Below are 26,851 nucleotides of genomic sequence, written 5' to 3'. Positions count from 1 at the left end.
AGAACGCAATGGAGCAAGAAAAAAAATGGGGCGAATCCCCTCTGTCCGGCGAGCCGTCTGAGACAGCCGCCGGAGAAACAGACGCACAGGACGCGGCAATCCCTGTGAACGAAGAAACGCCTGATGCGCCGGAGCTCTCCGCGCCGGAGCCTGTAACGGCCGAGCCGCCGAAGGAGGATTCCAGCGGGGAACCCGAAGAAGCTTCCGCCGCACAGCCGGAGCAGCAGGGTGCACAGGACACGCAGACAGAAGCCATGCCCGAAGAAACCGCGCTGGTGTGGCCGCAGGATGATTGGGACACGCCGCATGCGGTGGGGATGCCGGAAAATTCGGACGCTTCCGCTGTCCCGGAAGAAACCGCCGCGCCGGAGCAGCCCACTGTTTCCGACGCGCCGCCCGCACCGCCTGCACCGGAAGTGCCCGCAGCGCCGTTCCCGGAAGAACCGCCGCACACCCGCGCCTGGCAGACGCCCCCGCGTGCATACCAGCAGCCGGGAGCGTATCAGCAGCCAGGGGCATACCAGCAGCCGGGAGCGTATCAGCAGCCAGGGGCATATCAGCAGCCGGGAGCGTACCAGCAGCCAGGGGCGTATCAGCAGCCCGGCGCGTACCAGCAGCCGGGAGCATACCAGCAGCCGGGAGCATACCAGCAGCCATACCCCGGACAGGCGGGACAGCCGCACCCGTGGCAGCAGCCCGGTTTCGGCGCCATGCCGCCGAGTCCTCCGTATGGCGCTTCCTACAGCCCCTATGGCCAGTACAGCATCCGTCCTCCCAAACCGCCGCGTAAGCCGGCCGGTACGGGTGCGCGCGTGTTTATCGTGCTGCTTGGCCTGATTGTGATAGGTTCGCTTGTGGGGCTTGGCATCGCGGCAGTGGATCGCTCCATCACGGGCATGAGCCCCGATGATTTCCCTGTACAGTGGCAGCAGCAGAACCCCTTCCTGCCGGAGGATCCCACGCAGCCCACGGAACCAAACGAAACCCCCTCGTCGCCCGAGGAGCCCAGCGGCTGGGGAGATCCCTTCGACAGCCTGACGCTTCCGGAGATCGTCTACGGCGAGAGCGGCATCGTGATCCAGCCCAAGCCCTCCGGCGGTCCGCTGTCCTCTGTGGAGGTATACCAGCGCTGTGTCGATTCCGTCGTCAGTGTGAACGCGGAGTGGAACGGCGACATTTCCGAAGGCTCCGGCATCGTCCTGAGCGCCGACGGGTATATTGTCACCAATTCCCATGTCGTGCTGGACACGAATGAGAGCACCGTCACCGTGAAGCTGCACGACGGTACGCAGTATCCCGCCGTGGTGATCGGGTATGAAAGAAATGCGGATATTGCCGTCCTGCGTGTGGACGCCGCGAACCTTCAGGCCGCCGAATTTGGCGACGCTTCCCAGCTTCAGGTCGGGGAGCGTGTTTATGCCATCGGCAATCCCGGCGGCGAGCGGTACGGCAGCACGCTGACAGGCGGCTTTGTCTCCGGTCTCAACCGTGAGCTGGATCAGAGCGCGGCCAACGGCCTGACCTACATTCAGACGGACGCGGCGATCAACCCCGGCAACTCCGGCGGTGCGCTCGTCAACGAATATGGCCAGGTGGTGGGCATCAACTCCAACAAAGTTGTGTCGACCTATTATGAGGGGATCGGCTTCGCCATTCCCATCAGCGATGCGTCGAATATCATCAGCGATCTGATGACGCGCGGCTATGTATCGGGCCGCAGCCGTCTTGGCATCACAGCGCGCACCGTGACGGAGATCCAGGCGGATGCTTCCGGCATCCCCGTGGGCGTGCTGATTGTCTCCGTCAACGACGACAGCCCCCTCAAAGGGATTGCGTTCACGGGCGATATCATTACCGAAGCCGCGGGGCAGAAAATTTCCTCGCTGGAGGATCTCTATGCCGTCTTGCGCACACACAGCGGCGGTGAGAGCATCACTGTGACGGTCTACAGCCCCGGCAGCTCGGAAACGCCGAGCAGCGAAAAGCAGTATACCATTGTTCTGCTTGAGGATACGGGAGAAACACAGCAGTAAAAGGCAGTAACATGCCGTTTTGTAAAAGGAAGGAAGAACAGTATATGGCAATTCGAATTGGTATTTTGGGATATGGCAATCTGGGCCGCGGCGTGGAGTGCGCCATCCGGCAGAATCCGGACATGGAGCTGCACGCGGTGTTTACCCGCCGCGATCCGTCTACCGTTTCCGTTCTCACGCCCGGCGTGCGTGTGCACCCGGCGGACGATCTTCCGCAGTGGAAGGATGAACTGGACGTGCTGATCCTCTGCGGCGGCAGCGCGACGGATCTCCCCGAGCAGACGCCCCGCTGCGCCGCCCTGTTCAACGTGGTGGACAGCTTTGACACGCACGCGAAAATCCCGGAGCATTTTGCCGCCGTGGATGCCGCCGCGAAAACCAGCGGGCACACCGCCCTCATCTCCTGCGGCTGGGATCCGGGTCTGTTTTCGCTCAACCGTCTCTATGCCCACGCGATTCTCCCGCAGGGCGCGGGCTACACCTTCTGGGGCAAGGGCGTAAGCCAGGGCCATTCCGACGCGATCCGCCGCATTGAGGGCGTGAAGGACGCGCGCCAGTATACGATCCCCGTGGAGAGCGCGCTGGAGCGTGTACGCAATGGCGAGGCCCCCGAGCTGACCACCCGCGAGAAGCACACCCGCGAGTGCTTTGTCGTGGCCGAGGACGGTGCGGACAAGGAGCGCATTGAGCGCGAGATCAAGACCATGCCGAACTATTTTGCGGATTACGACACGACGGTGCACTTTATCTCCGAGGAGGAGCTTCAGCGCGACCATGCCGGAATCCCGCACGGCGGCTTTGTCCTGCGCAGCGGCAAGACCGGCTGGAACGGCGAAAACACCCACGTCATCGAGTACAGCCTGCGCCTCGATTCCAACCCGGAGTTTACGTCCTCCGTCCTTGTCGCGTATGCCCGCGCCGTCGCGCGTCTCGCCGCGCAGGGCGATGCCGGCTGCAAGACTGTCTTTGACATTCCCCCCGCCCTTCTCTGCCCCGAGTCTCCCGAAACCCTCCGCCAGCTTTTCCTGTAAAAGTCGGGCAAAAAAACTTCACCAGCTTTTTTTGTAAAAAAGCTGGGCAAAAAAACTTCAAGCGCTCCGCGTTTTCAGTGTGAGCACGATGCTGGCGGGAAGCGGCGCGAACCCTTTTGAGACGCTTGCCACAGGCTGAGAGAACACCGGGCAAAAAATCTTCAAGCGCTCCGCATTTTCAGTGTGAGCACGATGCTGACGGGAAGCGGCGCGAACCCTTTTGAGACGCTTGCCGCCGGCTGAGAGAATGCCGGGCAAAAAAACTTCAAGCGCTTCGCGGTTTCAGTGAGAGCATGGTGCTGGCGGGAAGCGGTGTGATGGACAGGGAGGAAACGAAGATGCTGGAATTTCAATTTGATACGCAGCTTTTGATCGAAGGAGAAAACCTCGACGAGGACGAGATCCACGATTACATTCAGCAAAACATCCCCGGCGACTGTCTCATTGCCGCCGGGGACGAGGAGTTGATCAAGATTCATTTCCACACCAATACACCGTGGAAGGTGCTCGAATACTGCGCTTCCAAGGGCGATATTTTCGATGTGGTGGTGGAGAATATGGAGCGTCAGGAGCACGGGCTGAAGGGGTAAGAGCCCGCCAAAGCCTAAAACACCCACGGTGCGTCGCCGTCCTGATGCAGACACAGCAGCGGGATTCCCAGCGGGCGCAGGAGCGGTTCCACCGCTTCGCGGATGACCTTGCGGAACCGGAAGCTTGCCACAAGCACGCAGTCGGGCCGCAGGCGGGTGAGGTCGGCAGGGCCGTAAACGGGCTGGCCGTCAAGCGTTCCGGCGGCGGGCGAGGAGTCGAAAAACAGCGGCTCAAAGTCCGGTTCCCCGAAGAACCGCCGGTATTCCCGCAGAACAAAGGACGTTGTGCCCGAGGCGGGCCAGAACGCGACGCGCCGGAAGCCGTGTCCGCGCAGAAGGGTGGAAAGGCGTTCCCGGCGATCCGCTTCGCTGGCGTGCGCTGTGCGGATCATGGTGTACAGCTCCGCGATCCGCTGCGGGATCGGCAGGTGCTGCGTGCACACCGACGCGCATTTGCCGCACCCGATGCACGGGCTTTCCCCGGACGCGGGAAGGAGAGAGAACCCCTGAATCAGCCGCCCAAGCACGGCGGCGCGTTCGATCTCCTCCGGCTCCGTCAGCCCGTACAGCTCGCGCGGCAGGCGCAGAAGCTTTTGATGATACGACTGTATCCACTCGGGAATGGGAAGCCCGAGCGGACAGACCGGACGGCAGTAGCCGCATCCTGTGCAGAGTCCCGGAAGGGACGCGGCACTCGATGCGGCTTTTTCGCGCGCGTTTCGCTCCGCGTCGTCCGGTTCCCAGCCGTCGAAGGCGTGGATCGCCTGATCGAGATCCCGCGTGCCAGCAAGCCCCGCGAGCACGCACGTCACCCCGGCGCGGCTTGCCGCAAAGCGCAGCGCCGCTTCCGCCGTGGAGGCGTCCCCCGGCAGACGAGCCCCGGAAAAGAGCGTTTCATTTTGCGGGAGAATACCGCCGCCCAGCGGGTTCATGATGAGCACGCCCATTCCGCGCGCCGCCGCCCGGTCGATGACAGGCCCCGTCTCCGCGCGGCTCATCAGATTGTAAGAGAGCAGAATCCCCTCAAACGCGCCGCAGTCCACAATCTGCGCCGCGTCGCGCGCGGGGGCGTGGCTGGAAACCAGCAGATGGCGCACCCAGCCCCGTTTTTTCGCTTCCAGCGCGCCTTCATACGGCCCGCTGGGGCGCAGGAGAAAAGCAAGCTGCTCCGCGTCCAGTACACTCCACAGGTAGAGAAAATCGAAATATTCCGCACCGGTGCGGCGCAGACCGCTCTCCACGCGCCGGAGCACATCGTCCGCCGTGGGGTCGGAGCCGGAGTTCGATTTGACGGCAAGGTGCACGCTCTCCCGAGGAACGAGACGCAGAAGCCGCGCCACAATCTCCTCGCTGTGCCCCTCGGCGTAGCTGAATGCGTTGTCGATGTAGTTCACCCCATACCGCACCGCCCGGGCCAGCAGGGCCGCGCAGCGGTCCAGCCCCTCGCTGTCGCGCAGGTCGGCGGAGAGAAAGCGCGTCGTCCCCGCGCCGAGCACGGAGAGGGAAATCCCCGTCTGCCCGAGCGGGCGCTGTGCAATCATGGAAGCTGCTCCGCCGCCGGGAACCGCTCGGCGCGGAGCGTGTCGAAGCCGCCGCAGTACCGGCAGGCCGTCAGCGGGCGATCCGCCAGCCGCGCGAGCGCGGCCCGCTTTTCCTCCCGGCTCTGCGAGAGATCGCGCACGTCCACATACTCCTCCGGCGGCACGGGGATCTTGCCGAGATCCAGCCCGAACAGGGAACGGATGCATGCGTGCAGTTTGCCCTGGTACATGTGGTAATTGCGCATTTTGATCTGCCAGCAGTTTCCGAAAATGTCCTCGATCTGCTCATTGGACCAGTGGCGGTCGTCGTAGCTGGTGTTGTCGACCCAGCCGCCGTAATGCTGCATATCGCCGTAAAACACCTTGGTCTGCGAGGGGATCCCGTGGGCGGCCAGAAGCATTTCCAGTTCGCGCACGCGCCGGGAGAGTGGGCCATAGTCGCTGATCTGCACCTCGCAGTCCGGGCCGAGGGCAACCAGTGCGTCGAGCACGCCGGGCGGCGGCAGGAGTGTGCCGTTTGTCATGAGAATCAGGCGGTCAAACTGGGCGCGGTGCTCGCGGATCGCGTCGATCAGATACGCAAGCTTAGGGTACAGGAAGATTTCACCGCCCACGAGCTGGATCCACTCGATCCGATCCACAAGGGAAAAGGCGGCGTGAATGTCGGAAGCGACCTCGCGCTCCGGCAGGAAAGGCGGGTCGACGTAGAGCGGGACGCTGTTGCAGCACAGGCGGCAGCGGAGCGTGCACCGCAGCGTCGGGATGACGGCCAGGCGGCGGAGCGTCAGCATGCGGATCCCTCCCCTCGCGGAAGCTGCTCGGCGGCGGGAAAGCGCGGGGAATCCTCGCGGAAGCTGTCGCAGTAGCGGCAGGCCTCGGTCGGATGCTTCAGGAAGGTTTCGAGGATCCGCTTTTTCTCCGCGTCGGATTTCGAGGAATCCTTGAGATCCACGAATTCCCCGTCCCGCAGCGAAAATTTCCCGAGCAATACGCCCGTCATCGCGTAAACGCAGCTATAGATCACGCCGTCGTGCGTGTCGTGGAATTGCAGCTTCGGGCAAAGGCAGTGGGAGAATTTTTCCCACAGCTGCTGCTCCGTCTCGTGTTCGCGCAGGGTGAAGTCGCCGTAGCACAGCCAGCCGTTGCCGCGCTGGTCGTCCCCGGTGTAGCAGTCCACGCGGCAATCGATGTGTTCGCGGGCGAGAACGTCCCGGATTTCCGAAAGCTTGTGGGACAGGGGGCCGTAATCGTCCACGAGAAAATCAAATTCCAGCCCCGCGGCCTGTGCCTGATGCACAGCGTCGATCAGCGCCGGGGAGGGAACAATCGTCCCGTTTGTAGTGATGCGGATCTTTTTGAATTTGTCGCGGTATTTGAGAAGCTCGAGCACGATTTCCGGCAAGTCCGGGTGCAGCATCGGTTCGCCCCCGATCAGCTCCACACGGCCGATTTCGTCGTACAGCGGGAACGCGAGCGCGAAGTGGCGGAACAATTCCTCCTTGGGCGTGTCGCGCTTGACGGGCTGGTACGGGATGGCGCACAGGCACATTTTACAGTTGAGCGTGCAGCGGGTGGTCAAAAAGAATTCCAGAATTTTCGCGGTGGTCAAAACAATCCCTCCTTATCCGGCAGATCGCCGCTCTCGGCCAGTTCGCGCGCGGCCAGGCGGGAAACCCGGTCGTCTCCCGCGCGGCGGGCGTAGACGGAGAGCAGCAGAAGCGCTTCGGCGTGATGCAGGCGGCTTTCGCAGTAGGGCGCGGCGTCCCGCAGAACGAGAGCGGCGCGCAGAGCGTCCTTGTCCGGCGGCGGTTCCTCGCCCGGCCCGGGAACCAGCGGCGCGCGCAGGGAGACAAAGCTGGCCTGCGCGGTGGAACGGATCCGGTCATGCTCCGGGGCCTGCGGCGCTTCCCGGAGCAGACGCTCCCAGGCCGCGCGCAGCTCCGGTGAGGAAAAGACCTCTCCCAGCACAGCCGCGCGCGTGGAAAGTTCCCTCTGATGCATAGCTAAAAAAGCGGTGTCGGCGCAGGCGTTGAGAAACACACGGGCCAGAAACAGGCGGTTTTCGTCCGTCAGCCAGCCGTTTTCCCGCAGGACCGCGACAGTGCGCGCGTGCTGACGCTTGTCGTCCTCAAAACGGCCGGGCAGCAGGCGGTGTGAGTCTGAGGAACCATGCAATCGGTAGCGGTGCAGCAGTTCCGGCGTGCCGGTCACGCGGCGGCAGCGGGCGAAGGCGTCCAGCAGAAACACCGTGTCGCTCCCGTAAAACAGGCTGTTGTCCACGAAAAGCGGCGGATGGAGCAGCACCGAAAGCCGGAACAGCTTTGCCCAGTACGCGCGCAGGTGTGTGTGCAGCGGCGGGAACCGCGCGCCGAACTCCGCCCGGTCGATTGTCACCGGCTCCGGGAGGGCGCGCTGCCCGCGCGGGCCGTCCTGCGAGAAAAAGCGGGAGCCGCAGAAAAAGAGATCCGCGCCGGTTTCTTCCAGCCGCGCGATCCCTGTGCGCAGAAATTCCGGCTCGTAAAGATCGTCCGCGTCCAGCACGGCAAAGTATTCGCATCCGCTTTCGTATACTCGCTGTAGAAGCAGGTTCATACTTTCCAGCGGGGAGTTTTTCTCCCATGGGATCGGCACAATGCGGGGGTCGCGCGCGGCGAAGGAGCGCACCAGCGAGCCCGTGCCGTCCGTGGAGCCGTTGTCGCAGAGGAAATACACAAAGTCGCCGTCCGTCTGGTGCAGCACGCTCTCCACGGCCTCCGGGAGAAACGGGGCGGCGTTGTATGCCCGCGTGAGAAAAGCGGTTCTTGCCATGTCACCGCCCTCCTTTCCGGGGAAGCAGGCACAGCCGCGCCCGCTCGAAGTCCTGAAGCCACGGGCACGGCTCGAGCCACGGCAGCGCTTCCCGCAGGGTGTCCGCCAGCCAGAGGCGTTCCGATTCGCAGTCCGGCAGATGGGTGCGCGTCAGCTTGGCGAACATCGAGAGATAGTAAGAGTATTCCGCGTACCGCGCGAACGCGGAAAGGCGCGGCAGACGGTCGGAGAGCCAGCGTGTGCGCTCGTGAAACGCCGTGAAATATTCCCGCAGCTGGGCGGGGGACAAAAGCCGATCGTTTGTCGTGAAGGCCGAGGAGTTTCCCCCGTGGCGCGTGAAGCAGTATTTCGGCAGGTTATGGAAGGCAACGCGGCGCGCGGACGCGAAGAGCCGGTACACCACGGCAATATCGTCATACCGTGCGCGCTCGGGAAAGCGGTGCTCCGAAAAGAGCGAGCGGCGAAACAGCTTGGTCGGCGTGGCGGCATTGCAGCGGCGGCGCAGAAGAAGCTCCAGCACGGCCTGTTCCGGCGTCAAAAGCAGGCGGCGATCCTCGATGAAATTCGGCAGACGCCTGCCGTCGACTTCCTTCCACGAGCCGCACGCGGCGGCGTCCGCGCCCGTTTCCTCCGCGAGGGCGACGAGGAACGAGAGAAAATCCGGCTCGGCGGTATCATCGTCGTCAAAAAAGGCGATCCATTCGCCGCGCGCCGCGTCCAGACCGGCGTTGCGCCCAGCGCTGATCGTACCCCGTTCCCGGCGCAGGACGCGCACGCGCGGATCCCGGCGCGCGTATTCGGCAGCGATCAGTCCGGAAGCGTCGCGTGAGCCGTTGTCCACCACAATCAATTCAAAATCCGGGAAATCCTGCCGCAGGATGCTGCGAATTGACCGCCCGATCCAGTGCTCGCGGTCACAGGTGAGAACAATGACGCTTGCTTTCATAGTCCGTCCCTCCCGATGCTCCACGGGGCCGCGCCGCTCTGCCACAGCCGTTCGAGCGATTCCCGATCCCTCTGCGTGTCCATGCAGTGCCAGAAGCCGCGGTGCAGGTAAGCGGCCAGCTTTCCCTCGCGGCTCAGCTCCGTGAGCGGCCCGCGCTCGAGCGAGCAGTCGTCCCCCTCCGGGATGCGGCGCAGAAATTCCGGCTCCACCACGAGAAAACCGCCGTTGATCCAGCCGCCGTCCTCCGGGGCTTTTTCGCGGAAGGCGCGCACGCGGCGGTTGTCGTCGATCTCGAGCGCGCCGAAGCGCCCGCCCGGCTGTACCGCTGTGAGCGTCACTTCCGCTCCGGACAGGCGGTGGAAAGCGAGCAGGGCGTTTAAATCCACGTCCGCGAGCCCGTCCCCGTAGGTGAGGAAAAACGGCTCGCCGTCCGTGAACGCGGCAGCCTTGCGCACACGGCTTCCCGTGAGCGTGCCGGTACCGGTTTCAGCCAGTGTCACACGCCACGGCTCCGCCGCGCAGCCGTGCAGCGTCATTTCCCCCTCGCGGGCAAAGTCAAAGGTCACGCTCGATCGGTGCATTCGGTAGTGCAGGAAATATTCCTTGATCACATGGCCGAGATACCCGCAGCACACGATAAATTCCCGATGCCCGTAGGCGGAAAAATAGCGCATCAGGTGCCACAGCACCGGTTCGCCGCCGACCTCAATCATCGGCTTGGGACGCAGGCGGCTTTCCTCTCCGATCCGCGTCCCGAAGCCGCCCGCCAATATCATCACCTTCAAAGGAGATCCCCCCGCTTTTGCATGTTTTCTTTCATGCTTATGCGGGGGGGAAATCATTCATTCGAAAAGTCGGGAGCCTTCCAGAGAAAAAGACGAAGCGGCTTCTGCATTTTTTTGCATTCTTGGATAACATATTTTGTGCCGTGTGAAGTTCCGTCCCAAAAAGCGATCACCATATCTGCATATTGGATGATTTCGAGATTACGATGCAGAGGTGCGCTTCGGCCGTATTTTTTGTAATCTGGCAAAAATTCTTTCAGTGTAATGTTGTGTGCAAGGGCATATTCTTTTGCGCATAAATCAATTCCTTTTGCGCCACCAGAAACAATTTCCGTTACCGTGTCAGGAAGATATTTTCCTAAATCTGAAACGGTAAGGTTTCTGGAACCAATGACTGCAATCCGCATAATTCTCACCTCGTTGTCCTACTCATAGGACATAAATTACTGTTTTCCATTATACACTAAACTGCAAAGAGAAAAAAGTGGAAAATATCCAGAGGTGCAGCAATGAAACGGATTCTGGACTCGGAAAAGCTGAATATCATCGGCCCGCAGATCCGCGAAGCGCGAAAGCGCGCGGGGCTGAGCCAGAAGCAGCTCTCCGATCGGCTGGAGCTGCTGGCGGTGTACACCTGCCGGGGTTCGATTTCCCGCATTGAGACGGGGCGGCGCGCTGTGACAGACATTGAGATTGACGCAATTTCCAGAGTGTTGGACGTGCCGCTGGACACGCTTTTCGGCCGGGATAAGGAAAATCAATAGACAAAGAATTTTGAAAAAATAAACCGGGACCGTTTTGAGCGATAGGCACTCAAAATGGTCCCGGTTTTTGCATTGTTTGTGCGGGAAATTGTCCCGGAGAAAGACGTCCGGAAAAAATCGCTTTGCTCTTTTTCCTGCCTTTCTTGGGCTTCGCGCGGAATTGTTGGGGCTCTGGGTCTCGCCTGCCGGCTCGGTCGGCGCTAATTCGTGCGCCACTGGCGCACCGCGCCCCCAAACCCTGCAAAGTCTCCGCTCCCGCTCCGGTCGGCGCCTTGTTTGTGTGCCACCGGCACACGGCGCCCTTTTGAAAAAGGCTTGAGCGAAAACTTCATGTTTGCTCTTGGTCAGCTGCTGCTTTCCTTAATCCTTCCCCGCTCGCGGTGAGCGTCCGGAAAGAATCCGCAGAAGCTCCTTCTGCGATCCGGCGGTGCATACCGCCACAACCTCGTCGCGCGGTTCCATGGTGGTCGAGCCGTTCGGGATGATCAGCGTGTCGTTGCGCACGATCGAGATGATCAGCGTCCCTTCGGGAAGGGAGATTTCGTTGAGCGTGCGGCGGCGCAGGGCGGTGTCGTCCGGCAGCGTGATGGCGCAGATCCCGGCGCGGCCCTTGTTCAGCGTGGCGAGCAGGTGCAGCTCCGCCACGTCCACCTCCTGCTCAATCAGGTTGGTGATGACCTCCGTGCTGCTCACGGCAATGTCCGCGCCGAAGGCGCGCATGGCCTCGGAGTTGCGCGGATTGTTGACGCGGGCGATGACCTTCTTGGCACGGAACTGCTTTTTGGCCAGCTGGCAGGCAACCAGGTTGTCCTGATCGCTGCCGGTCACGGCGATGAAGCAGTCGGTGTCCTCCGTTTCCGCGTCCATGAGCGTTTCCAGCTCGGTGCCGTCACCGCAGATGATTTCCGCGTCCAGCTTGTTTGCCAGACGGCGGCAGCGGTATTTATCCCGCTCAATCAGGTGGACGGTGTGCTTGCTCTCCAGCATGTTTTCCGCCAGATGCGCGCCCAGCTTTCCGCCGCCCGTGATAACGATCCTCATAATCGGTTTTCCTTCCTCTCTCAGTCCTCAATGCGGGAAAAGATGACCTTGTCGCCCTCTGTGAGGAGGGTGAGATGATGATAGCAGAATTCAGTGGAGCCGTCCCGGTGGATGATGGCGAAGGGGACTTCCTCCGGTTTCTGGGGAATCTCGTCCACGGTGCAGTTCCAGTCGCGCTTTTCCACCAGATAGCTTCTAAAGCCCATTGTGGCCGTTTCAATGGTCAGGTGGCGGTCATCCCATGGGCGCACCAGTGCGTTGAACATGGCCTCGCCCGCCCATTTCGTGTGGCAGATGCTCTTGAGGCCGAGCTTTTTGAACACCTGTTCGCGCGCCGGGTCGCTGATACGGGCAACGACATTCTTCACACCGAAGAACTCGCGCGAGATCTGGGAAACGGTGATATTCAGATTGTCGTCCGGCGTGGCGGCGGCAACAGCGTCGCAGCTTTCGATCCCGGCTTCCTTGAGCACCTCCATGTCCATGGGGACGCCCTCCACCGTGATGCCGCTGAAATCCTTGTCGAGCTGCCGGAAGTTGTCGGCGTTCTCGTCGATGATTGCAACGTCATGTCCTTCCCGGTCCAGCATGTTCGCCAGGTAACGTCCCAGGCGGCCGCTGCCGATGACCAAAACGTTCACACAAATCCTCCTCCGATCCGGGCGGCTTGTCGCCGTCTGGAGAATATTAATCGCATTATAGCACATTGATCCGTGCAATACAAGGAGCGGAACAGCGGTTTTGACAGGAGTTTTTCCGTGTCTGTTCGCAAATGGTTCATACTTTTTGGAAAACCGGCATTTATAATAAAGAATGATCTGTAATTGTTTGCCGTATCCTGCGGCTGGAAAAGAGGAATGGGGAATATGAAAAAAAAGAAAAAAGGGACTGTGGCGGTGATTTCGTGCGTGCTGGTGCTGGCGATTTGCCTGGCGGGATTACAGGCGATCTCCGCGGCGCGAAAAAGCACGGTGCCTGTTTCGGTTTCGTGCCTGACGCTGGAACCCACCACACTGCAAAGTACCGTGACGGCCTCCGGCACCGTGAAAAGTGCTTCCACAACGAACGTGTATACCAATGTGAACGGCTGTGTGGTGAAAGATCTTCACGTCGAGGTGGGCGATTATGTGGAAGCGGGCGCGATTTTATGCCAGCTTGATAGTGAGACGCTGGAGGAATCGCTGGAAAAGCAGAAGGTTTCGCTTTCCGTCTCGCAAAACAGTTCGGCGCAGAGCATTTCCGCGAGTGAGAAGCAGTATCAGGACGCGGTGAATAATCTGGACAACGGCCTGAACAGCACCGTCAACACCGCCCGCTCCGCGACGGAAAGCGCCCTGCGTGCGCTGGAAAAGGCGAAGTCGGATTACGACAGCGCCCGTGCCGACATTGACGACGGCATGAACAGCCAGCTGGTGCAGGCTGAGGAAGCGCTGGAGCAGGCAAACCTGCGCGTCCAGCGCGCACAGGAGACATACGATAAGGCCAAGCAGGAGGTGGGAGATACCTACCGCGAGCTGCGCCTGAGCGCGAGCAACCTGAAAAAGGAGCGCGACGCGGCCCAGAACACGGTCAATTCGCTGACGGATCAGCTTGCGAAGGATCCGCAGAATCAGGAGCTGAAAACGAAGCTGGAGCTTGCGAAAATAGAGCTTCAGGGGATTCAGCAGAGCTATGATTTTGCTTTGTCGGATCTGCAAAGCTATGAGACGGACAGCTCGACCGCCTACGGCGGACAGTCGCTGCTTTCCATCCGCGAGGCGTATGAGGACGCCTGCACCAGCCGCGACTCCGCGCAGAAGTCGCTGGAACTGGCGCAGGCCGCGGTTGATGATCAGCTTGCCCAGTATTCCACGGCGCTGGAGGAAGCGCAGATTGCTTACGACAACGCCCTGGTGAGCCAGCAGGCCGCCGAGACCAGCGTGCGCCAGGGCCTGGAGGATCAGCGCGCCGCGCTGAACGCGAACCGCGCGTCCTCCGATACGCGCGTGCAGGAGCTGGAAATCCAGTCGCTCGAGGATCAGATCCTCGACTGCACCGTGACCGCTCCGGTCTCCGGCACCGTCACGGCGGTGAATGTCTCCGAGGGCGGCACGCCCGCAGGTGTGCTCTTTGTCATCGAGGACACATCGCGTCTGGAGGTTGATATTTCGATCAAGGAATACGATGTGGGGATCGTCGGGGAAGGCATGAAGGCCGGGGTGCGGGCCGACGCACTCGAGGACCAGAGCTTTTCCGGGGAGCTGACGTCGATCGCTCCGGCGGCCACCACCGTGGCATCGTCCGGGTCCACAGGCAGCGGGAACGTGGAGTATGCCGCCACGGTGTCGGTGGACGGGACGGACACCCCTCTGCGGATCGGCATGTCCGCGAAGACAGATATTGTGGTGGAGGAAAGAAAAGACGTGCTCGCCGTGCCGTATGAAGCGCTCGGCGTGAGCGTCAGCGGGGAGGACGTGGTGTATGCCGCCGTGGATCAGGGAGACGGTACATACCTTGTGCAGGAGATCCCCGTAACGTTGGGGCTGGAAAGCGATCTCACCGTCGAGGTGTCCGGCGAGGGATTGACCGCCGGGACGGTGATTCTCTCGAACGCCGACGGCGCTGTGCCGGGGCAGCGGATTGTGCCCTTGTTTGGGGACGGTGCAAGTGAGGGGACAGCCTCCGGCGAGCTGATGGATCAGATGATGGGGGCCGGACTGTGAGCGCGGCGAGGGGAGAGCCCGTCATCGAGATGCGCGGGATCGTGAAATCCTTTTATCTCGGCACGCCGAATGAGCTGGAAATCCTGCACGGGATTAACCTGACGATCCGCGAGGGTGAGTTTGTGTCGATCGTCGGCGCGTCCGGTTCGGGCAAATCGACGCTCATGAATATCATCGGCGCGCTCGATCACCAGACGGCGGGGGAATATACGCTCGACGGCGTGCCTATGACGGAAATGAGCAGCAACCGCCTGTCCGAGATCCGCAACGAGAAGATTGGCTTTGTATTCCAGACCTTTAACCTGATCCCGCGCTCCACGGCGCTCGGCAACGTGGAGCTGCCGATGATGTACGCGGGCGTGCCGCGTGCCGTGCGCTCCCGCCGGGCCATGGAGCTTCTGGAGCTGGTGGGCATGGGCGATCGCGCGAAGCACCGCCCCAACGAGCTGTCCGGCGGCCAGAAGCAGCGTGTGGCCATCGCCCGCGCCATGGCGAACGACCCGGCCATCATCCTCGCGGACGAGCCGACGGGCGCGCTCGATTCCTCCACCGGACGGCTGGTGATGGATATTTTCCACCGTCTCCACCGGGAGCAGGGGAAAACGATCGTCCTCATCACCCACAACAACGAGCTGGCCGAGGAGACGGAGCGGATCCTCACCCTGCGCGACGGGAACATCGTCGGGGAGCGGGCCGGAAAGGGGATGGTGCAGCCGTGAATTTCATGGAAAGCGTGCGGCAGGCTCTCGCGGGCCTTGTCAGCAACAAGATGCGCTCCCTGCTCACGATGCTCGGTATCATCATCGGCATCGGGTCGGTTATCGCGATCATGAGCGTGGGCGACGCGATGACAGGAGCCGTGAGCGGGACGCTCTCCGGCATCGGCGTCAACAAGGTGTCCGTCATGGTCTATCCAAAGGATTTCACCGCAGGCGCGGTTTATACGCAGGAGGATATGTTCACCGAGGAAATGCTGGAGGTCTACCAGGAGCGGTTTGCTTCGGAGATCGAGGCAATCTCGCTGAGTGAGTCTGTGGGCAGCGGCACCGTGACAAAGCGCTACCGTTCCTATCAGGTGAACGTCACCGGCGTAAACGCGGGCTTTGAGCTGGCCAGCAGCACCGGCACGATTGACATGCTTCAGGGGCGCTTCATCACGGATCAGGATGTGGCGCGCGGCGGAAGCGTGATCGTCATCTCCGAAAAGCTGGCGAACGATCTGTTCCCAAACGAAACGGCGGTGGGAAAGGATCTGCGCGTGGAGCTGCCGAACGGCATGGAGACGCTGCGCATTGTGGGGGTGTACGACTCGCCCGAGCAGCAGGAGAGCATGATGATGTTCGGCACGGGGCTGGCCACCGAGGCGTATGTACCGCTGACGGCGGCGTATGAGTATAAGGACTATTACCCCTCCGGTTACCTGCAATTCACCGTGGCGGCGAAGGAGGGTGTGGATTACCGCGATTTCTCCGTGCGCACGCAGGACTTTTTCAACGAGCGGTATTATGCCGACAATCCGAATATGCAGTGTATGACGCAGAGCATGGATTCCATGCTCGATCAGGTCAACTCGATGATGAGCACGCTTTCGATCGCGATTGCCGTCATCGCGGGGATCTCGCTGCTCGTCGGCGGCATCGGGGTGATGAATATTATGCTGGTGTCCGTCACGGAGCGCACGCGCGAGATCGGCATCCGCAAGGCGCTCGGCGCGCGGGACAGCGCAATCCGCATGCAGTTCATTGTGGAGTCGACGATCATCTGCATCATCGGCGGCGCGCTGGGAATTCTTGTGGGAGCAGGACTGGGCGCGCTCGGCGGGATGCTGCTGGAACAGCCCGCGCCGCCTTCCATCACGGCGATTGTGGTGGCCGTGACGTTCTCGATGCTGATCGGCGTATTCTTCGGCTATTACCCGGCGAACAAGGCCGCAAAGCTGGATCCGATTGAGGCGCTGCGGTACGAATAAAACAGAATGGAAAAGGCCCGCATGGAACCGGAAAACTGGTTCTGTGCGGGCCTTTTTCCTTATATGGGAAAGCTCTTTCAGGGAACAGTTGTTATCAGCGAAGCATGTCGAGAATCGCGTTCTTCGGACGGGCGCCCACGGACGAGGTTTTGATCTTGCCGTTCTCGACCACAAGGAGTGTCGGGATGCTCATAACGCCGTACTGGGCGGCCAGCTCGGGCTGCTCGTCGACGTTCACCTTGCCGACCTTGTAGCTGCCGTCGGACTCCTCCGCAACCTCATCGACGATCGGGGAGACCATGCGGCACGGGCCGCACCAGGAAGCCCAGAAGTCCACAAGTACCGGAACATTGGAGGAAAGAACCTCCGCCTGAAAATTATCTTTTGTCAAAGTGATGACTGCCATTGTATCGTTACCTCCTGCGTTGTTGTTGTGTCGGGGTGTTTTTGGATTGTGCTGTTAGTATAGCCGTTTTTTTAAAAAAGTTCCGTGATAAACTCACAGTGCGGCAGATGATTCCACCACACAGAGCGTGAAGGGAATCGGCGCGCCGTTTCCGGCGGTCAGCTCCGGTTTTCCGGCAAGCGTGGAGGAGAGGTTCTGCTCCGGCGCCCAGAAGGCCCCATCTGCCAGCGTCAGCTCAAAAACGGCGCGGTCGGCCAGCAGAAAGAGGGAGAGCGGCTGTTTTGGCGGGAAGGCCAGATCGGTTTCTCCGAAGTGTCCCGTACCCGCGTCCATGTCCATAACAATCTCCCCGCCGGGGAACGAGAGCCGCGCGCGGCCCGCGTCCGCCGGGATGGTGGAGCGCAGGAGCCACGGCGCGTCCGGTGCCTCCCCTTCGGGCTGCTCGCGCAGGGCGGAGAACAGCTCCCGGCAGGGGTGCAGGCGCAGAGCCCAGCCCACGCCGTCGCGCACAAGGCCCAGTTCGGCGGGGAGAGCCATCACGCCTGTGTAGCAGCGTCCGGCGTTCGGCAGGCGCAGCCACGCGACGGAGAGCACGCGCCCTTCCTCGCGCGGGAAGGTCTGCGCCGCGTAGGGAATCCGGTTGCCGTAAGCCATGCGTACCGGCTGCTCGGGGGTGAAGCGCCATCCGTCAAAGGAGCCTACGGCATAGTAGCCGTCCGCGCTCCAGAACACCCATTTTTCCTCCCCGTCCACGAAGAGCGGGAACAGATCGGGACATTCCCACATCTCGGGCAGGGTGAGGAACTGCGTCTGCTCCCAGTGGATCAGATCCGGCGAGCGGAAGAGGGCAAAATTGTTCTCCGAAAGATACAGCGCCATGCAGTACGCTCCCGACGGCGCATGATAAAACACCTTGGGATCGCGGTTCGCGTGGGCCAGATTCGGCAGGAGCAGGCCGGGCTGCTTTTTGAGCGTTTCCCCGCCGTCCGTGCTCACGGCCAGCCGCTGGGTGAACACGCCGTCGCGCGACCAGGGAGCCTCGGTGCCGCCCGCACTGGTGTAGTAGAACAGCAGCGCGTCCGGGCCGAACCCGGCGGCGTTTTCCGCGTCGCGCCAGCCGCACCCGGAGAACATGGTGCCGGCTTCATCCGGGAAAAGCGCGATATCTCCCGCCTCCCAGTGCAGAAGATCGCGGCTTTTGGCGGAGCCCCAGTGCATCATCCCCCACTCGATGCCGAAGGGGGAATACTGGTAATACAGGCGCGCTGTGCCGTCGGCCAGCCGGACCAGGCCGTTGGGATCGTTCATCCAGCCGTGCTCGGGAGCAAAGTGGATCAGCGGGCGGCCGGACACGGGTTCCGGGCGGTGATCCGCCTGACGCACAGCCGAAAGCTCCTCGTCGGGGATGGGGGCGCACAGCAGCAGCGTCTCGCCCCGGTGGCGGCGCATCGGGATGGCGGCGAACCAGTCCGGTGTTTCCCCGCCGCGCGGGAAGGGAACTTCAAACTCATAAAGCTTCTTTTCCCTGTCCTGTGAGGAAAAGAGGGTGAGAAGCTGCTTTTCCGCTCCCAGCTTCACGGGGATCAGCAGATAATTCTGCGAAATGGAAAGGGTCAGCATGGAAAGATTCCTCCTTTGGCCGTCCGGAAAGGGTTCCGGGAAACGGCCCTTTTCCAGTATAGCAGTGCTCACACGCCGCGTCAATGCGATTTTGGGCGGGCGAAACGGCGCGGCATGCGTCGCAAATTGTCAAAGGGGGGAAAAGTATTTGTAAAGTTCTCGTAAAGTCCGTTGACGCTTTCTTTTGAAATTGGATATACTAAATGAGTAAGAAAAGAATGTGTAAAGATAAGGTAAAGGCGGAGCGCAGCCCGCGCCGGGACGGAGGCGGGAAAGAGGTGAAATCTGCGGGGCCGCCGGAAAAACGGAGGGAATATTGTGGATGTGAGCATTGTCCTTGGGCTCCTCGGCGGTCTGGCGCTGTTCCTGTACGGCATGCAGATGATGAGCTCCGGTCTTGAGGCTGCGGCCGGCAACCGGATGAAGCGGATCCTGGAAAAACTCACGGCAAATCGTTTTCTCGGAGTGCTGGTCGGCGCGGGCATCACTGCCGCCATTCAGTCCTCCTCCGCCACGACCGTCATGGTCGTCGGCTTTGTCAACTCCGGTATGATGACGCTGCGGCAGGCAGTGTGGATCATCATGGGCGCGAATATCGGCACCACGATCACCGGTCAGCTGATTGCGCTTGATATCGGCCAGCTGGCCCCGCTTTTTGCGTTTGTGGGCGTGGCGATGGTCGTATTCTTCAAGAAACCCCAGATTCACCACTACGGCAACATTCTCGCGGGACTCGGCGTGCTGTTCATCGGCATGGAGATGATGAGCTCGTCCATGGAGCCGCTGCGCGAGTGGCCTGCCTTTGTGGAGATGGTGAGCACCTTCTCGAACCCGCTTGTGGGTATTCTGGCGGGCGCGCTGTTCACGGCTGTCATCCAGTCGTCCTCGGCTTCCGTCGGCATTTTGCAGGCGATGGCGGTCGGCGGGATTGTCGGGCTGGATTCGGCGGTATACGTCCTGTTCGGCCAGAACATCGGCACCTGCATCACGGCAGTGCTGGCTTCCTTCGGTACCTCCCGCAACGCGAAGCGCACGACCATCATTCACCTGATGTTCAACCTGTTCGGCACTGTGCTGTTTACGATCGTCTGCATGACGACTCCTTTGACGGATCTCTTAGCCTCCTTTACCCCCGGAAGCCCGGATTCCCAGATCGCCAACATGCACACGCTGTTTAATGTTGTCACCACGCTGATCCTTCTGCCGTTCGGCACCATGCTGGTCAAGGTTGCCATGCGCGTCCTGCCGGATCGCAATGAGAACGAGAAGGAAGGCATGCACCTGGCCTATCTGGTGCCCGGCCCGGCACTCACACGCCAGGAGCACCCGATCGGCTTCTCCGCCATGTATGTCAACCAGCTCCGGCAGGAGATCAGCCGCATGCTTGGCATGGCGCGTCAGAATGTGGATCTCGCTTTTGAGGCTGTTTTGGCCGTGGATCCCCGCCGCCTGGAACAGGCCGAGGAAACGGAAGAATATATTGATTTCCTGAACAAGGAGATCTGCCGGTACATTTCGGATGTTATCGTGAATGAGACGAACGAGAAGGATTCCGCCGCCGTCAGTGCGTATTATCTGATTTCCGGCAACATTGAGCGCATCGGCGACCATGCCATCAATATCTGCGAATACACCCAGCTTCTCAAGAGAAAGAATATCCGCTTTTCGGAGGATGCCCGGGCCGAGCTGCTCAAGATGCAGAATGTCTGCCTGGAAGCGATTGACGTGCTGGAGTCCGAGCCGGGCGTCGACGTCGACCGCTGGCTGGAACGCGCCGCTTCCTTTGAGCAGAAGATCGACGATATGACGAGCGAATTCCGCGACAGCCAGCTGGATCGCATGCGCCGGGGCACATGCTCCGACGAGGGCGGCATCATCTTCAGCGAGCTGCTCACCGACTTTGAGCGTATCGGCGACCATGTGCTGAATATTGCCGAGCAGCGCGCCGCCGCTGTCAGTGCCAGCGTATAAATGAAATATTGGGCAAATGATGCGCACATTGAAAAAACACAGCCAACCGGCTGTGTTTTTTTGTTTCCGCCTTATGCTCCGCCTGCGGCGGAGTGCTTCTTTTCCGCTCAGGCCGCGGAGGCCCCCCATTTCTTGCCGTCAAGAAATGGGGGAAAGAACCGCGAGGGGCCTGGCCCCTTCGAACCCCGCGCTTTGTTTTCTACGTTAGGCTTGCGCCCCCTCTCCCCCGTCACGGCCGGCCAAATTTGCGCTGACGCGCAAGACTGGCCGGCTGGTGAGGGGAATCTCCCAAAATTAGCGTGGGAAATAATTTTGGAAGATTCCGTGGGTGGGGGAACGGCTCTACGCGGGTTTGCGGATAGCACCGGGCCGCTGAAGCGTGTCAATTAGCACCACGCTGAAAATCACAGCCCACCTCCCGCACCGCTCCGTGGCTGGGCCGCGGGCCGCACAGCAAGACCCCTCTGCGGCGTGAGATCGCAGAGGGGTCGGCGTGTTTCTGCGAACCGGGCGGCGGGCAAGCCCGCCGCTTGCGCGACTTGCTTCAAGGCTCAGCCTTGGGCTCAGCCTGCGAAGTAGAGGTTGTACCAGACAAGGAAGACGTAGATGGTCCAGATTTTGCGGTTGTTGTCGTGCTTGCCGTGATAGTGGTCGTCGAGCAGGGCAACAAGCGCGGAGGTGTTGAAGAATTTGCGGGCCGTCTCGCTCTCGAAGGCTTCGCGCACAATGCGGTAATATTTTTCCTCGCGCAGCCAGACGCGCGTGGGCACGGGGAATCCAAGCTTCTTTTTCTGCGCCGTGGCCTGCGGCAGATGGCGCATGGCGGCCTTGCGCATGGCATACTTGGTGTTCTCCTTGTTGACGCGCAGGCGGCGCGGCAGGCGCGAGGCGACGGCGAACACCTCCTTGTCCAGGAAGGGGACGCGCAGCTCGAGAGAGTTGGCCATGCTCATGCGGTCGGCTTTGAGAAGAATATCGCCCACCAGCCACACGTTGATGTCGAGATACTGCATCTTGGTCACGTCATCGAGACCCTGCACACGCTCGTAGATCGGCTTGGTGAGCGTCTGCGGACGGGTGCACGGCAGGCCGTCGCGCAGCAGGCGGCGCTTTTCGTCCATGGTGAACATGGAGCAGTTGCCGATGAAGTTTTCCTCGATCGGGAGCGCGCCGCGGATGAGGAAGCTTTTTCCCCGGAAGGAGAAGGGCAGCGCCTTTGCCACGGCCGCCGCCGTGCGGCGCAAAAACAGCGGGAGCCGCTGATAGCCTGCCAGATCGTCCGGCTCGTGATAGATGTTGTACCCGCCGAACAGCTCGTCCGCGCCCTCGCCGGAGAGCACAACCTTGACGTACTCGCTCGCGATCTTCGAGACGAAATACAGCGCGACGCAGGAAGCGTCCGCGAGCGGCTGATCCATGTGGTACTGCACCTTCGGAACGGCGTCCCAGTATTCGTCGGCGGAGATCACCTTGTAATGGTGTTCCAGCCCGATTTTTTCACTCAGATTTTTGGCGAAATCAATCTCGTTGTAGCGATCGCCGTAGTCAAAGCCCACGGTGAAGGTTTTCTGGCCCTTGAAATAGGTCGAGACATAGCTGGAATCCACGCCGGAGGAGAGGAAACAGCCCACCTCCACGTCGCTGATCTTGTGTGCCGCCACGGATTCCTCAAACACCTTCTCGATGGCGGAGACGGCTTCCTCCTCCGTCATGCTCTCGTCAGGCTGGAATTTCGGCTCCCAGTACCGGTGCGTTTCCACCTTGCCGTTGCGGTACCACAGGTAATGCGACGGCAGGAGGGCGTACACGCCTTTGAAAAAGGTCTCGGGCGGGACGACATATTCAAAGGAAATATAGCTGTCGAGCGCGCGCTCGTTGAATTCCTTGTGAAAGCCCGGGAATTCGAGCAGGCTTTTGATCTCGGAGCCATAGAGGAAATGGCCGTCCTGCACGCAGTAGTGCAGCGGCTTGATGCCGAAATAGTCACGCGCGAGGAACAGGCTCTCGTCCTTTGTGTTCCAGATCGCAAAGCCGAACATGCCGCGCAGGCGGGGGAGCAGATCGGGACCCCACTCCTCAAAGCCGTGCACCAGCACCTCGGAATCGGTTTTCGTCGTGAACACATGGCCTTTTTTCAGAAGCTCCGCGCGCAGGCTCTGGTAATTGTAAATCTCGCCGTTGAAGGTGAGCACGAGGGTTTTGTCCTCGTTGTAGATCGGCTGATCGCCGCCCTCGCCCACGTCAATGATACTCAGACGGCGGAACCCCATCGCGATTCCGGGGCCGAGGTGAAAGCCGCTGCTGTCCGGGCCGCGGTGCGTGATCACATCCGTCATGCGGCGCAAGGCAGCGTCTCTGTCCACGATCTCTCCTGTAAAACCACAAACTCCGCACATTGGCTGTTACTCTCCCATCTTATTTTCAGGCGGTTCCTCGCCGGTTGGTGTTTCGAGTATTGAAAAATCCACTGGGGTTTCCTGCGTGTCCTCCGGTTCGTCAATTGCTTCCGCGATGGTTTCCGCGACCGGTTTGGCTACCCATTCGGCCACCGGCTTCGCGACCGGATCGGCGGCTGGCCCGAGGATCTGCTCCGTCCGGGGCTGAGACTGCGGGACGGCTTCATCCGCTGGCTGGGCAGTTTCTGCCGGGGATGTTTCCGTCTGTTCCGGCGTCTCGGGCTGCTCCGGTTCGGACGGTTCCGGTTCGGCGGCCGGAGCTGTCTGCTGCTCCTTTTCCGGTTCCGGCGGGGTGGTTTGCGGAGCGGGCGCCGCCGGGGCCTGCTGCTCTGCCTGCGGCTGGGCGGGCTCGGGCATTTCGCCGCCGTGGCGATAGCGGTACAGCAGAGCGCGCGCAAAGGTTTCGTTGACGAGAAGGAAATCGTCGCCGTCGGGCGGAAGTATGGATTCCGCGATGGCAAGCGCCTGCCGGTATGCGGCAAAAGAGGTCATGCGGCGCACCGGCTCCTCCTCGCCTTCCACAAAGAAGGAAAAGCCGATGCGATCCTTTTCCTCGTCGCAGGTGCAGTAAAAGCCCTGTTCCACGCGCTTGCCCGTGCTGTTTGCCAGCACCAGAGCCAGAAGAAGCTTGACCAGCTCGGCGGCGCGGTCATCCAGCCCGTCCTCAAAGAGAAGGATTTTTTCCTTGAGCGTGGCCAGCGAGCCCGTGACACGCTTGCGCACGCCGCGCAGCTGCGGAAACTGCGCCGAAATACCGGCGGCTTTTTTGGGATCCGGCTCTCCGGGCAGAATGTAGATCATGAAGCGCCGGCTTTTGTCGTGGTACAGGCATGGGTAAGCGAGCATCGCCTGATACCCGCAGTGCGGACAGGTCCAGTCAAAAAGGGATTCCTCCAGCACGCTCAGGCGAAGGTTCGGGTTGACCTCCGCGTTGATTCCGGACCACATTCTCGCCTGCGACATCGCGCCGCAGCCGGGGCATTTCACTTCCTTTTTAATCTCTGTCGACATAGTTATATAGATACCTCTTTCAAATCTCCCTGGTTGCGCCCGCGGCGGAGCTTTCCGCCCGGCGGCATAACTGCTCCTATTATAGCATACCAGAATTTAAAAAGGAATACTTCCGGTTTTTAGTATGGAGAGCACGGCGGGAAATATCACGGGAAAAGAAAAAAGGTATGGAAAAAAAGATTACACAAATAATACTGTTATTCCGGTCTGGAATGCGATATAATGAAAAAAAGAACCCCGAAAAGGAGGAGTTTTCAGATGAGTTTTTTGGAGAACCTGGGAAACGGGATTGCCAGAGTCATAGATTCCGTGGTGGAGAAGAATCACCGTGCGTCCGTGATCAATCGCCTGCGCATTGTGATCCGCAATGAGCGCGAAAACACGGCACGTGCCTATGTGGCGCTGGGCAAATACTATTTTGAGAATCTGCGCGATCCGCAGAACGAGGAGACGGAGCGCCTGTGCCGCTCGGTGGAGGAGAGCACAGCGCGGATGCGCCGCGCCTTTGAGAAGATGGAGGAGATTGCCTCGCAGGCGGAGCCGCAGGACGATCCCTGCGACGGCTGCGGTGAAAGCTGCAATTCCTGCCCCTGCTGCGATCCACAGAGGGACTGTGCTCCCCAGGAGCATGAGGAGCCTGCCCCGGGCGTTCTCTCGGATTTCTTTACGGGACGCAGACGCTTTGTCGTTTTGCCGGACGATCCGGACGAGGAAGCGGCGGCGGACGACAGTGGGATCTGGCTGTGAAGCGGATCCTTCTCGGTATGAGTGGCGGCGTGGACAGCGCCGCCGCCGCTGTTTTCCTGCGGCGGCAGGGCTATGAAGTGGAGGGCGCGACCCTTCTGCTTGAGGGAAACGCGGACGGCGCAGGGGACGCCGCCCGTGCGGCCGCTGTTCTGGGGATCCCGCACCGCACGGTGGAGCTGCGGGACACATTCCGCCGCGAGGTGATGGACGTGTTTGCCGCCGAATACCGCGCGGGGCGCACACCGAATCCCTGTGTGCTGTGCAACCGCGCCGTGAAATTCGGCGCCATGCTCCGCTATGCGCTCGACAATGGCTTCGACGGTGTGGCAACCGGGCATTACGCGAAGATCCGCGAGGAAAACGGGCGCTTTCTGCTTGAGGCTGTGGCGTCAAAAAAGGATCAGTCCTATATGCTGTACGCGCTTTCGCAGGAGCAGCTCGCGCGGATTGTGTTTCCGATCGGCTCGCTCGAAAAGGAGCAGGTGCGCGAGGTCGCGCGCGAGGCGGGGCTTGCCGTGGCGTCGAAGCCGGACAGCCAGGATATCTGCTTTGTGCCGGACGGCGATTATGCCGCGTTTCTGGCGCGGTACGCAAACGAGCCGTTCACGCCGGGCGATTTTGTCGACGCCGCGGGGAACGTGCTGGGCCGCCATCAGGGGCTGGCGCGGTATACCGTGGGCCAGCGCAAGGGGCTGGGATCGTTTGGAAAGCCGATGTACGTCACCGCGCTCGATGCTGCCCGCAACCGTGTGGTGCTGGGGGAAGAGGGCAGCCAGTACCGCGCGGATCTGACAGTTTCCGGGGTGAACTGGATCCCGTTTGACGCGCCCGCCGGGCCGATCCGCTGCCGCGCGAAAATCCGGTACCATGCCCCCGCCGCGCCGTGCGAAGTGACGCCGCTTCCCGGCGGGCGTGCCGCCGTGCGTTTTGACGAGCCGCAGCGCTCCGTGACGCCGGGCCAGTCCGCTGTGTTTTACGACGGCGCGCTGGTGCTGGGCGGCGGCTTTATTGACAGTGACATAAAGGAGGATACCCCATGAGCTGGAACAGCAACCGGGATCTCGAACCATGGGAGCTGCCGGACAGGCCCTTGAATCAAACGGAAGAAGAAAAAACATCCTCTGCCGGGTCCCAATGGGTGAACCGACAGGAAAACAAACGATCCACAAAAAAAGAGACGAAGCAGGCTTATGAGATCCCGCCTCCCAATGTGCGGCAGAGGAGCGGCCCCGCCACAAAACAGGCTTCCACGCAGGCGGAGCTGGTGAGCCAGTTCCGCACGGCGCGCCGCCTGTCGAATCTGGGGGCTGTCGGCCTTGCGTGCTATGCGCTGCTGTTTCTGGCGCTGGGAGCACTGTTTCTGCTGCCGGAAATACGCGAGGTCTATTTCTGGAGTTTTAAGGAGCTTGTGTGGCTGTATTCCGCCGTGCCGTCCGGTGCGGCGCTGGTGCTGTTTGTGCTGGCATTTGCCTATCTGAAACGAAACCGCGCCGGGGCGATTGCGGCTATGGTGATAGCCATCCTCCTGCTGTTTACCTCCGGGTTCTGGGGGATTGGAGGAGGGACCGCCTGCTTTGTGGCCCCGCTTCTGATATTTTCCGCGCTGGGGCTTGTGGGTGTGCTTTCCTATCACCGGCTGAAAGCCGCGACTGCCGGCATCCCGAGCGATGTGGTGTTTTCCGCGAAGGCCCCGCGCACGCTGGGTGGGACCATGCTGTTCCTGTTTTTCATTCTGTGTGCACTGGGAAGCGTGATGCTGCTGACGTTCAGCATTTCCTCATACCAGAAGGAATCCGAGTCCTCCGAGCTGTGGCCGGAGGAGATCAGCGTGGTGTCCGAAGCTCCCGAACCGGATCCCGGTGACACGGTGGCGCCCGAATGGGGCGTGGAGGAAGCGGAGGAGCCGCTGCCGGAGGAATCAGCGGCAGAGGAAAAGCCTTTGGAGTGGAGTGTGGCCGCTATCCCGGACACGGATCTCGCGATCCCAATGCCGTCTGATATGGAGTTATATGAGGAGGAATCCTATCGGGAACTGTTTGGTTCCGGTGGCAATACATATGCTTACAGCATCGAGTGGAGCACGGACAGCCGGTTCGAGAGCTTTGACAAGGATGAGGCGCTGGATGCGATCGGGAGATTGGTCGGATCAAATGAGGGTGATGTTCCCCAAATGACCATTGACGAGACGCAGGACGGGATTTTATATATGCAGGTCAGTGTGCAGTCTGATTATGGTTATGTCTATACGATACGTTCATTTTTTTATGGTGATACGATAGGCCGAGTGACCTACACGCAGTTTGAACCGCCCGTGTGGTCGGAGGAGTATGAAGCAGCCGTTAATGCCTGCTTCAATCAGCTTCGTGTAGAATAAGCTCAGGCCGCATGGCCCCCCATTTCTTGACGCCAAGAAATGGGGGAAAGAACCGC

24 protein-coding genes are annotated in these 26,851 nt (G+C 61.0%); 11 read left to right on the top strand and 13 right to left on the bottom strand.

The window, feature by feature from the left end; all coding sequences use genetic code 11:
• The first annotated feature begins 8 nt into the window (after positions 1-8).
• From B5F35_RS01865 to B5F35_RS01855, 3 genes are all read left to right on the top strand, one after another.
• Positions 9-2,033, top strand: a complete 2,025-nt coding sequence (locus tag B5F35_RS01865; RefSeq protein ID WP_087237503.1) for a S1C family serine protease — start codon at positions 9-11, stop codon at positions 2,031-2,033.
• A gap of 44 nt (positions 2,034-2,077) precedes the next feature.
• The gene (locus B5F35_RS01860) at positions 2,078-3,064 is read left to right on the top strand and encodes a diaminopimelate dehydrogenase (protein WP_087237500.1); all 987 of its coding nucleotides are present in this window, start codon (positions 2,078-2,080) and stop codon (positions 3,062-3,064) included.
• Between the two features lie 338 nt (positions 3,065-3,402).
• Entirely contained in the window at positions 3,403-3,654 is a 252-nt protein-coding gene (locus B5F35_RS01855; protein WP_087237567.1) for a fatty acid kinase subunit FakA-related protein, read from the top strand.
• 14 nt (positions 3,655-3,668) lie between these two features.
• On the opposite strand, the gene B5F35_RS01850 is transcribed toward B5F35_RS01855, so the two are convergent.
• From B5F35_RS01850 to B5F35_RS01820, 7 genes are all read right to left on the bottom strand, one after another.
• A complete protein-coding gene (locus tag B5F35_RS01850) occupies positions 3,669-5,195 on the bottom strand; it encodes an aldo/keto reductase (RefSeq protein WP_162611298.1) in 1,527 nt (508 codons plus the stop codon).
• Positions 5,192-5,986 (bottom strand): radical SAM family protein, encoded by a 795-nt coding sequence (locus B5F35_RS01845; RefSeq protein WP_087237565.1) that lies wholly within the window; start codon positions 5,984-5,986, stop codon positions 5,192-5,194. The genes B5F35_RS01850 and B5F35_RS01845 overlap by 4 nt, the downstream gene beginning before the upstream one ends.
• Entirely contained in the window at positions 5,980-6,804 is an 825-nt protein-coding gene (locus B5F35_RS01840) for a radical SAM protein (protein ID WP_087237496.1), read from the bottom strand. The genes B5F35_RS01845 and B5F35_RS01840 overlap by 7 nt, the downstream gene beginning before the upstream one ends.
• Positions 6,801-8,003, bottom strand: coding sequence for a glycosyltransferase family 2 protein (locus B5F35_RS01835; RefSeq protein ID WP_087237494.1), 1,203 nt, complete (start codon positions 8,001-8,003; stop codon positions 6,801-6,803). The genes B5F35_RS01840 and B5F35_RS01835 overlap by 4 nt, the downstream gene beginning before the upstream one ends.
• A 1-nt stretch (position 8,004) precedes the next feature.
• On the bottom strand, positions 8,005-8,949 hold the full coding sequence (locus tag B5F35_RS01830; protein ID WP_087237492.1) for a glycosyltransferase family 2 protein: 945 nt from the start codon (positions 8,947-8,949) through the stop codon (positions 8,005-8,007).
• Complete coding sequence (gene rfbF, locus B5F35_RS01825; RefSeq protein WP_524535722.1) at positions 8,946-9,725, bottom strand: glucose-1-phosphate cytidylyltransferase; 780 nt, start codon at positions 9,723-9,725, stop codon at positions 8,946-8,948. Before rfbF ends, B5F35_RS01830 begins: the two co-directional genes overlap by 4 nt.
• 62 nt (positions 9,726-9,787) lie before the next feature.
• Positions 9,788-10,141: a DNA-processing protein DprA gene (locus tag B5F35_RS01820; RefSeq protein WP_087237490.1), complete on the bottom strand. Its 354-nt coding sequence runs from the start codon at positions 10,139-10,141 to the stop codon at positions 9,788-9,790.
• Positions 10,142-10,243: 102 nt separating this feature from the next.
• On the opposite strand from B5F35_RS01820, the gene B5F35_RS01815 reads away from it, so the two are divergent.
• Positions 10,244-10,498, top strand: coding sequence for a helix-turn-helix domain-containing protein (locus tag B5F35_RS01815; RefSeq protein ID WP_087237488.1), 255 nt, complete (start codon positions 10,244-10,246; stop codon positions 10,496-10,498).
• Between the two features lie 360 nt (positions 10,499-10,858).
• On the opposite strand, the gene B5F35_RS01810 is transcribed toward B5F35_RS01815, so the two are convergent.
• Both B5F35_RS01810 and B5F35_RS01805 read right to left on the bottom strand, forming a co-directional pair.
• Positions 10,859-11,539: a potassium channel family protein gene (locus tag B5F35_RS01810; RefSeq protein WP_087237487.1), complete on the bottom strand. Its 681-nt coding sequence runs from the start codon at positions 11,537-11,539 to the stop codon at positions 10,859-10,861.
• A 20-nt stretch (positions 11,540-11,559) separates the two neighbouring features.
• Complete coding sequence (locus tag B5F35_RS01805; protein ID WP_162611297.1) at positions 11,560-12,180, bottom strand: potassium channel family protein; 621 nt, start codon at positions 12,178-12,180, stop codon at positions 11,560-11,562.
• A gap of 225 nt (positions 12,181-12,405) precedes the next feature.
• Between B5F35_RS01805 and B5F35_RS01800 the strand changes: the two genes are divergently transcribed.
• From B5F35_RS01800 to B5F35_RS01790, 3 genes are read left to right on the top strand one after another with little or no spacing between them, the layout of a single operon-like run.
• Positions 12,406-14,241 (top strand): efflux RND transporter periplasmic adaptor subunit, encoded by a 1,836-nt coding sequence (locus B5F35_RS01800; RefSeq protein WP_162611296.1) that lies wholly within the window; start codon positions 12,406-12,408, stop codon positions 14,239-14,241.
• A gap of 29 nt (positions 14,242-14,270) precedes the next feature.
• Entirely contained in the window at positions 14,271-14,960 is a 690-nt protein-coding gene (locus B5F35_RS01795) for an ABC transporter ATP-binding protein (RefSeq protein ID WP_087237561.1), read from the top strand.
• A complete protein-coding gene (locus tag B5F35_RS01790) occupies positions 14,957-16,210 on the top strand; it encodes an ABC transporter permease (RefSeq protein ID WP_087237481.1) in 1,254 nt (417 codons plus the stop codon). The genes B5F35_RS01795 and B5F35_RS01790 overlap by 4 nt, the downstream gene beginning before the upstream one ends.
• 94 nt (positions 16,211-16,304) lie before the next feature.
• Here B5F35_RS01790 and trxA read toward each other — a convergent pair whose 3' ends face one another.
• The gene (gene trxA, locus B5F35_RS01785) at positions 16,305-16,616 is read right to left on the bottom strand and encodes a thioredoxin (RefSeq protein ID WP_087237479.1); all 312 of its coding nucleotides are present in this window, start codon (positions 16,614-16,616) and stop codon (positions 16,305-16,307) included.
• A gap of 93 nt (positions 16,617-16,709) precedes the next feature.
• The gene (locus B5F35_RS01780) at positions 16,710-18,236 is read right to left on the bottom strand and encodes a glycoside hydrolase family 32 protein (RefSeq protein ID WP_087237477.1); all 1,527 of its coding nucleotides are present in this window, start codon (positions 18,234-18,236) and stop codon (positions 16,710-16,712) included.
• A 318-nt stretch (positions 18,237-18,554) separates the two neighbouring features.
• Here B5F35_RS01780 and B5F35_RS01775 point away from each other — a divergent pair, with 318 nt between their 5' ends.
• Positions 18,555-20,207 (top strand): Na/Pi cotransporter family protein, encoded by a 1,653-nt coding sequence (locus tag B5F35_RS01775; protein WP_087237475.1) that lies wholly within the window; start codon positions 18,555-18,557, stop codon positions 20,205-20,207.
• Between the two features lie 563 nt (positions 20,208-20,770).
• Here B5F35_RS01775 and asnB read toward each other — a convergent pair.
• Positions 20,771-22,603 (bottom strand): asparagine synthase (glutamine-hydrolyzing), encoded by a 1,833-nt coding sequence (asnB, locus tag B5F35_RS01765; protein ID WP_087237471.1) that lies wholly within the window; start codon positions 22,601-22,603, stop codon positions 20,771-20,773.
• A gap of 6 nt (positions 22,604-22,609) precedes the next feature.
• Positions 22,610-23,674 (bottom strand): CpXC domain-containing protein, encoded by a 1,065-nt coding sequence (locus tag B5F35_RS01760; protein ID WP_087237469.1) that lies wholly within the window; start codon positions 23,672-23,674, stop codon positions 22,610-22,612.
• 258 nt (positions 23,675-23,932) lie between these two features.
• Here B5F35_RS01760 and B5F35_RS01755 point away from each other — a divergent pair, with 258 nt between their 5' ends.
• Genes B5F35_RS01755 through B5F35_RS01745 form a run of 3 tightly spaced genes read left to right on the top strand, consistent with a single transcriptional unit; the run spans position 23,933 to position 26,795 of the window.
• Entirely contained in the window at positions 23,933-24,421 is a 489-nt protein-coding gene (locus tag B5F35_RS01755) for a hypothetical protein (RefSeq protein WP_087237467.1), read from the top strand.
• Positions 24,418-25,461 carry a tRNA 2-thiouridine(34) synthase MnmA gene (gene mnmA / locus B5F35_RS01750; RefSeq protein ID WP_524535721.1) on the top strand — a complete coding sequence of 348 codons (1,044 nt, stop codon included), beginning with the start codon at positions 24,418-24,420 and terminating at the stop codon, positions 25,459-25,461. Before B5F35_RS01755 ends, mnmA begins: the two co-directional genes overlap by 4 nt.
• Entirely contained in the window at positions 25,458-26,795 is a 1,338-nt protein-coding gene (locus tag B5F35_RS01745) for a hypothetical protein (protein ID WP_087237463.1), read from the top strand. Before mnmA ends, B5F35_RS01745 begins: the two co-directional genes overlap by 4 nt.
• Positions 26,796-26,851: the final 56 nt, after the last annotated feature.

The sequence above is a fragment of the Anaeromassilibacillus sp. An200 genome (genome assembly GCF_002160025.1).
In the GTDB taxonomy this organism is placed as follows: Bacteria; Bacillota; Clostridia; order Oscillospirales; family Acutalibacteraceae; genus Caccousia; species Caccousia stercoris.
The sequence above is the reverse complement of the archived record's forward strand: the minus strand, read 5'-3'. Positions and strand labels throughout refer to the sequence as shown.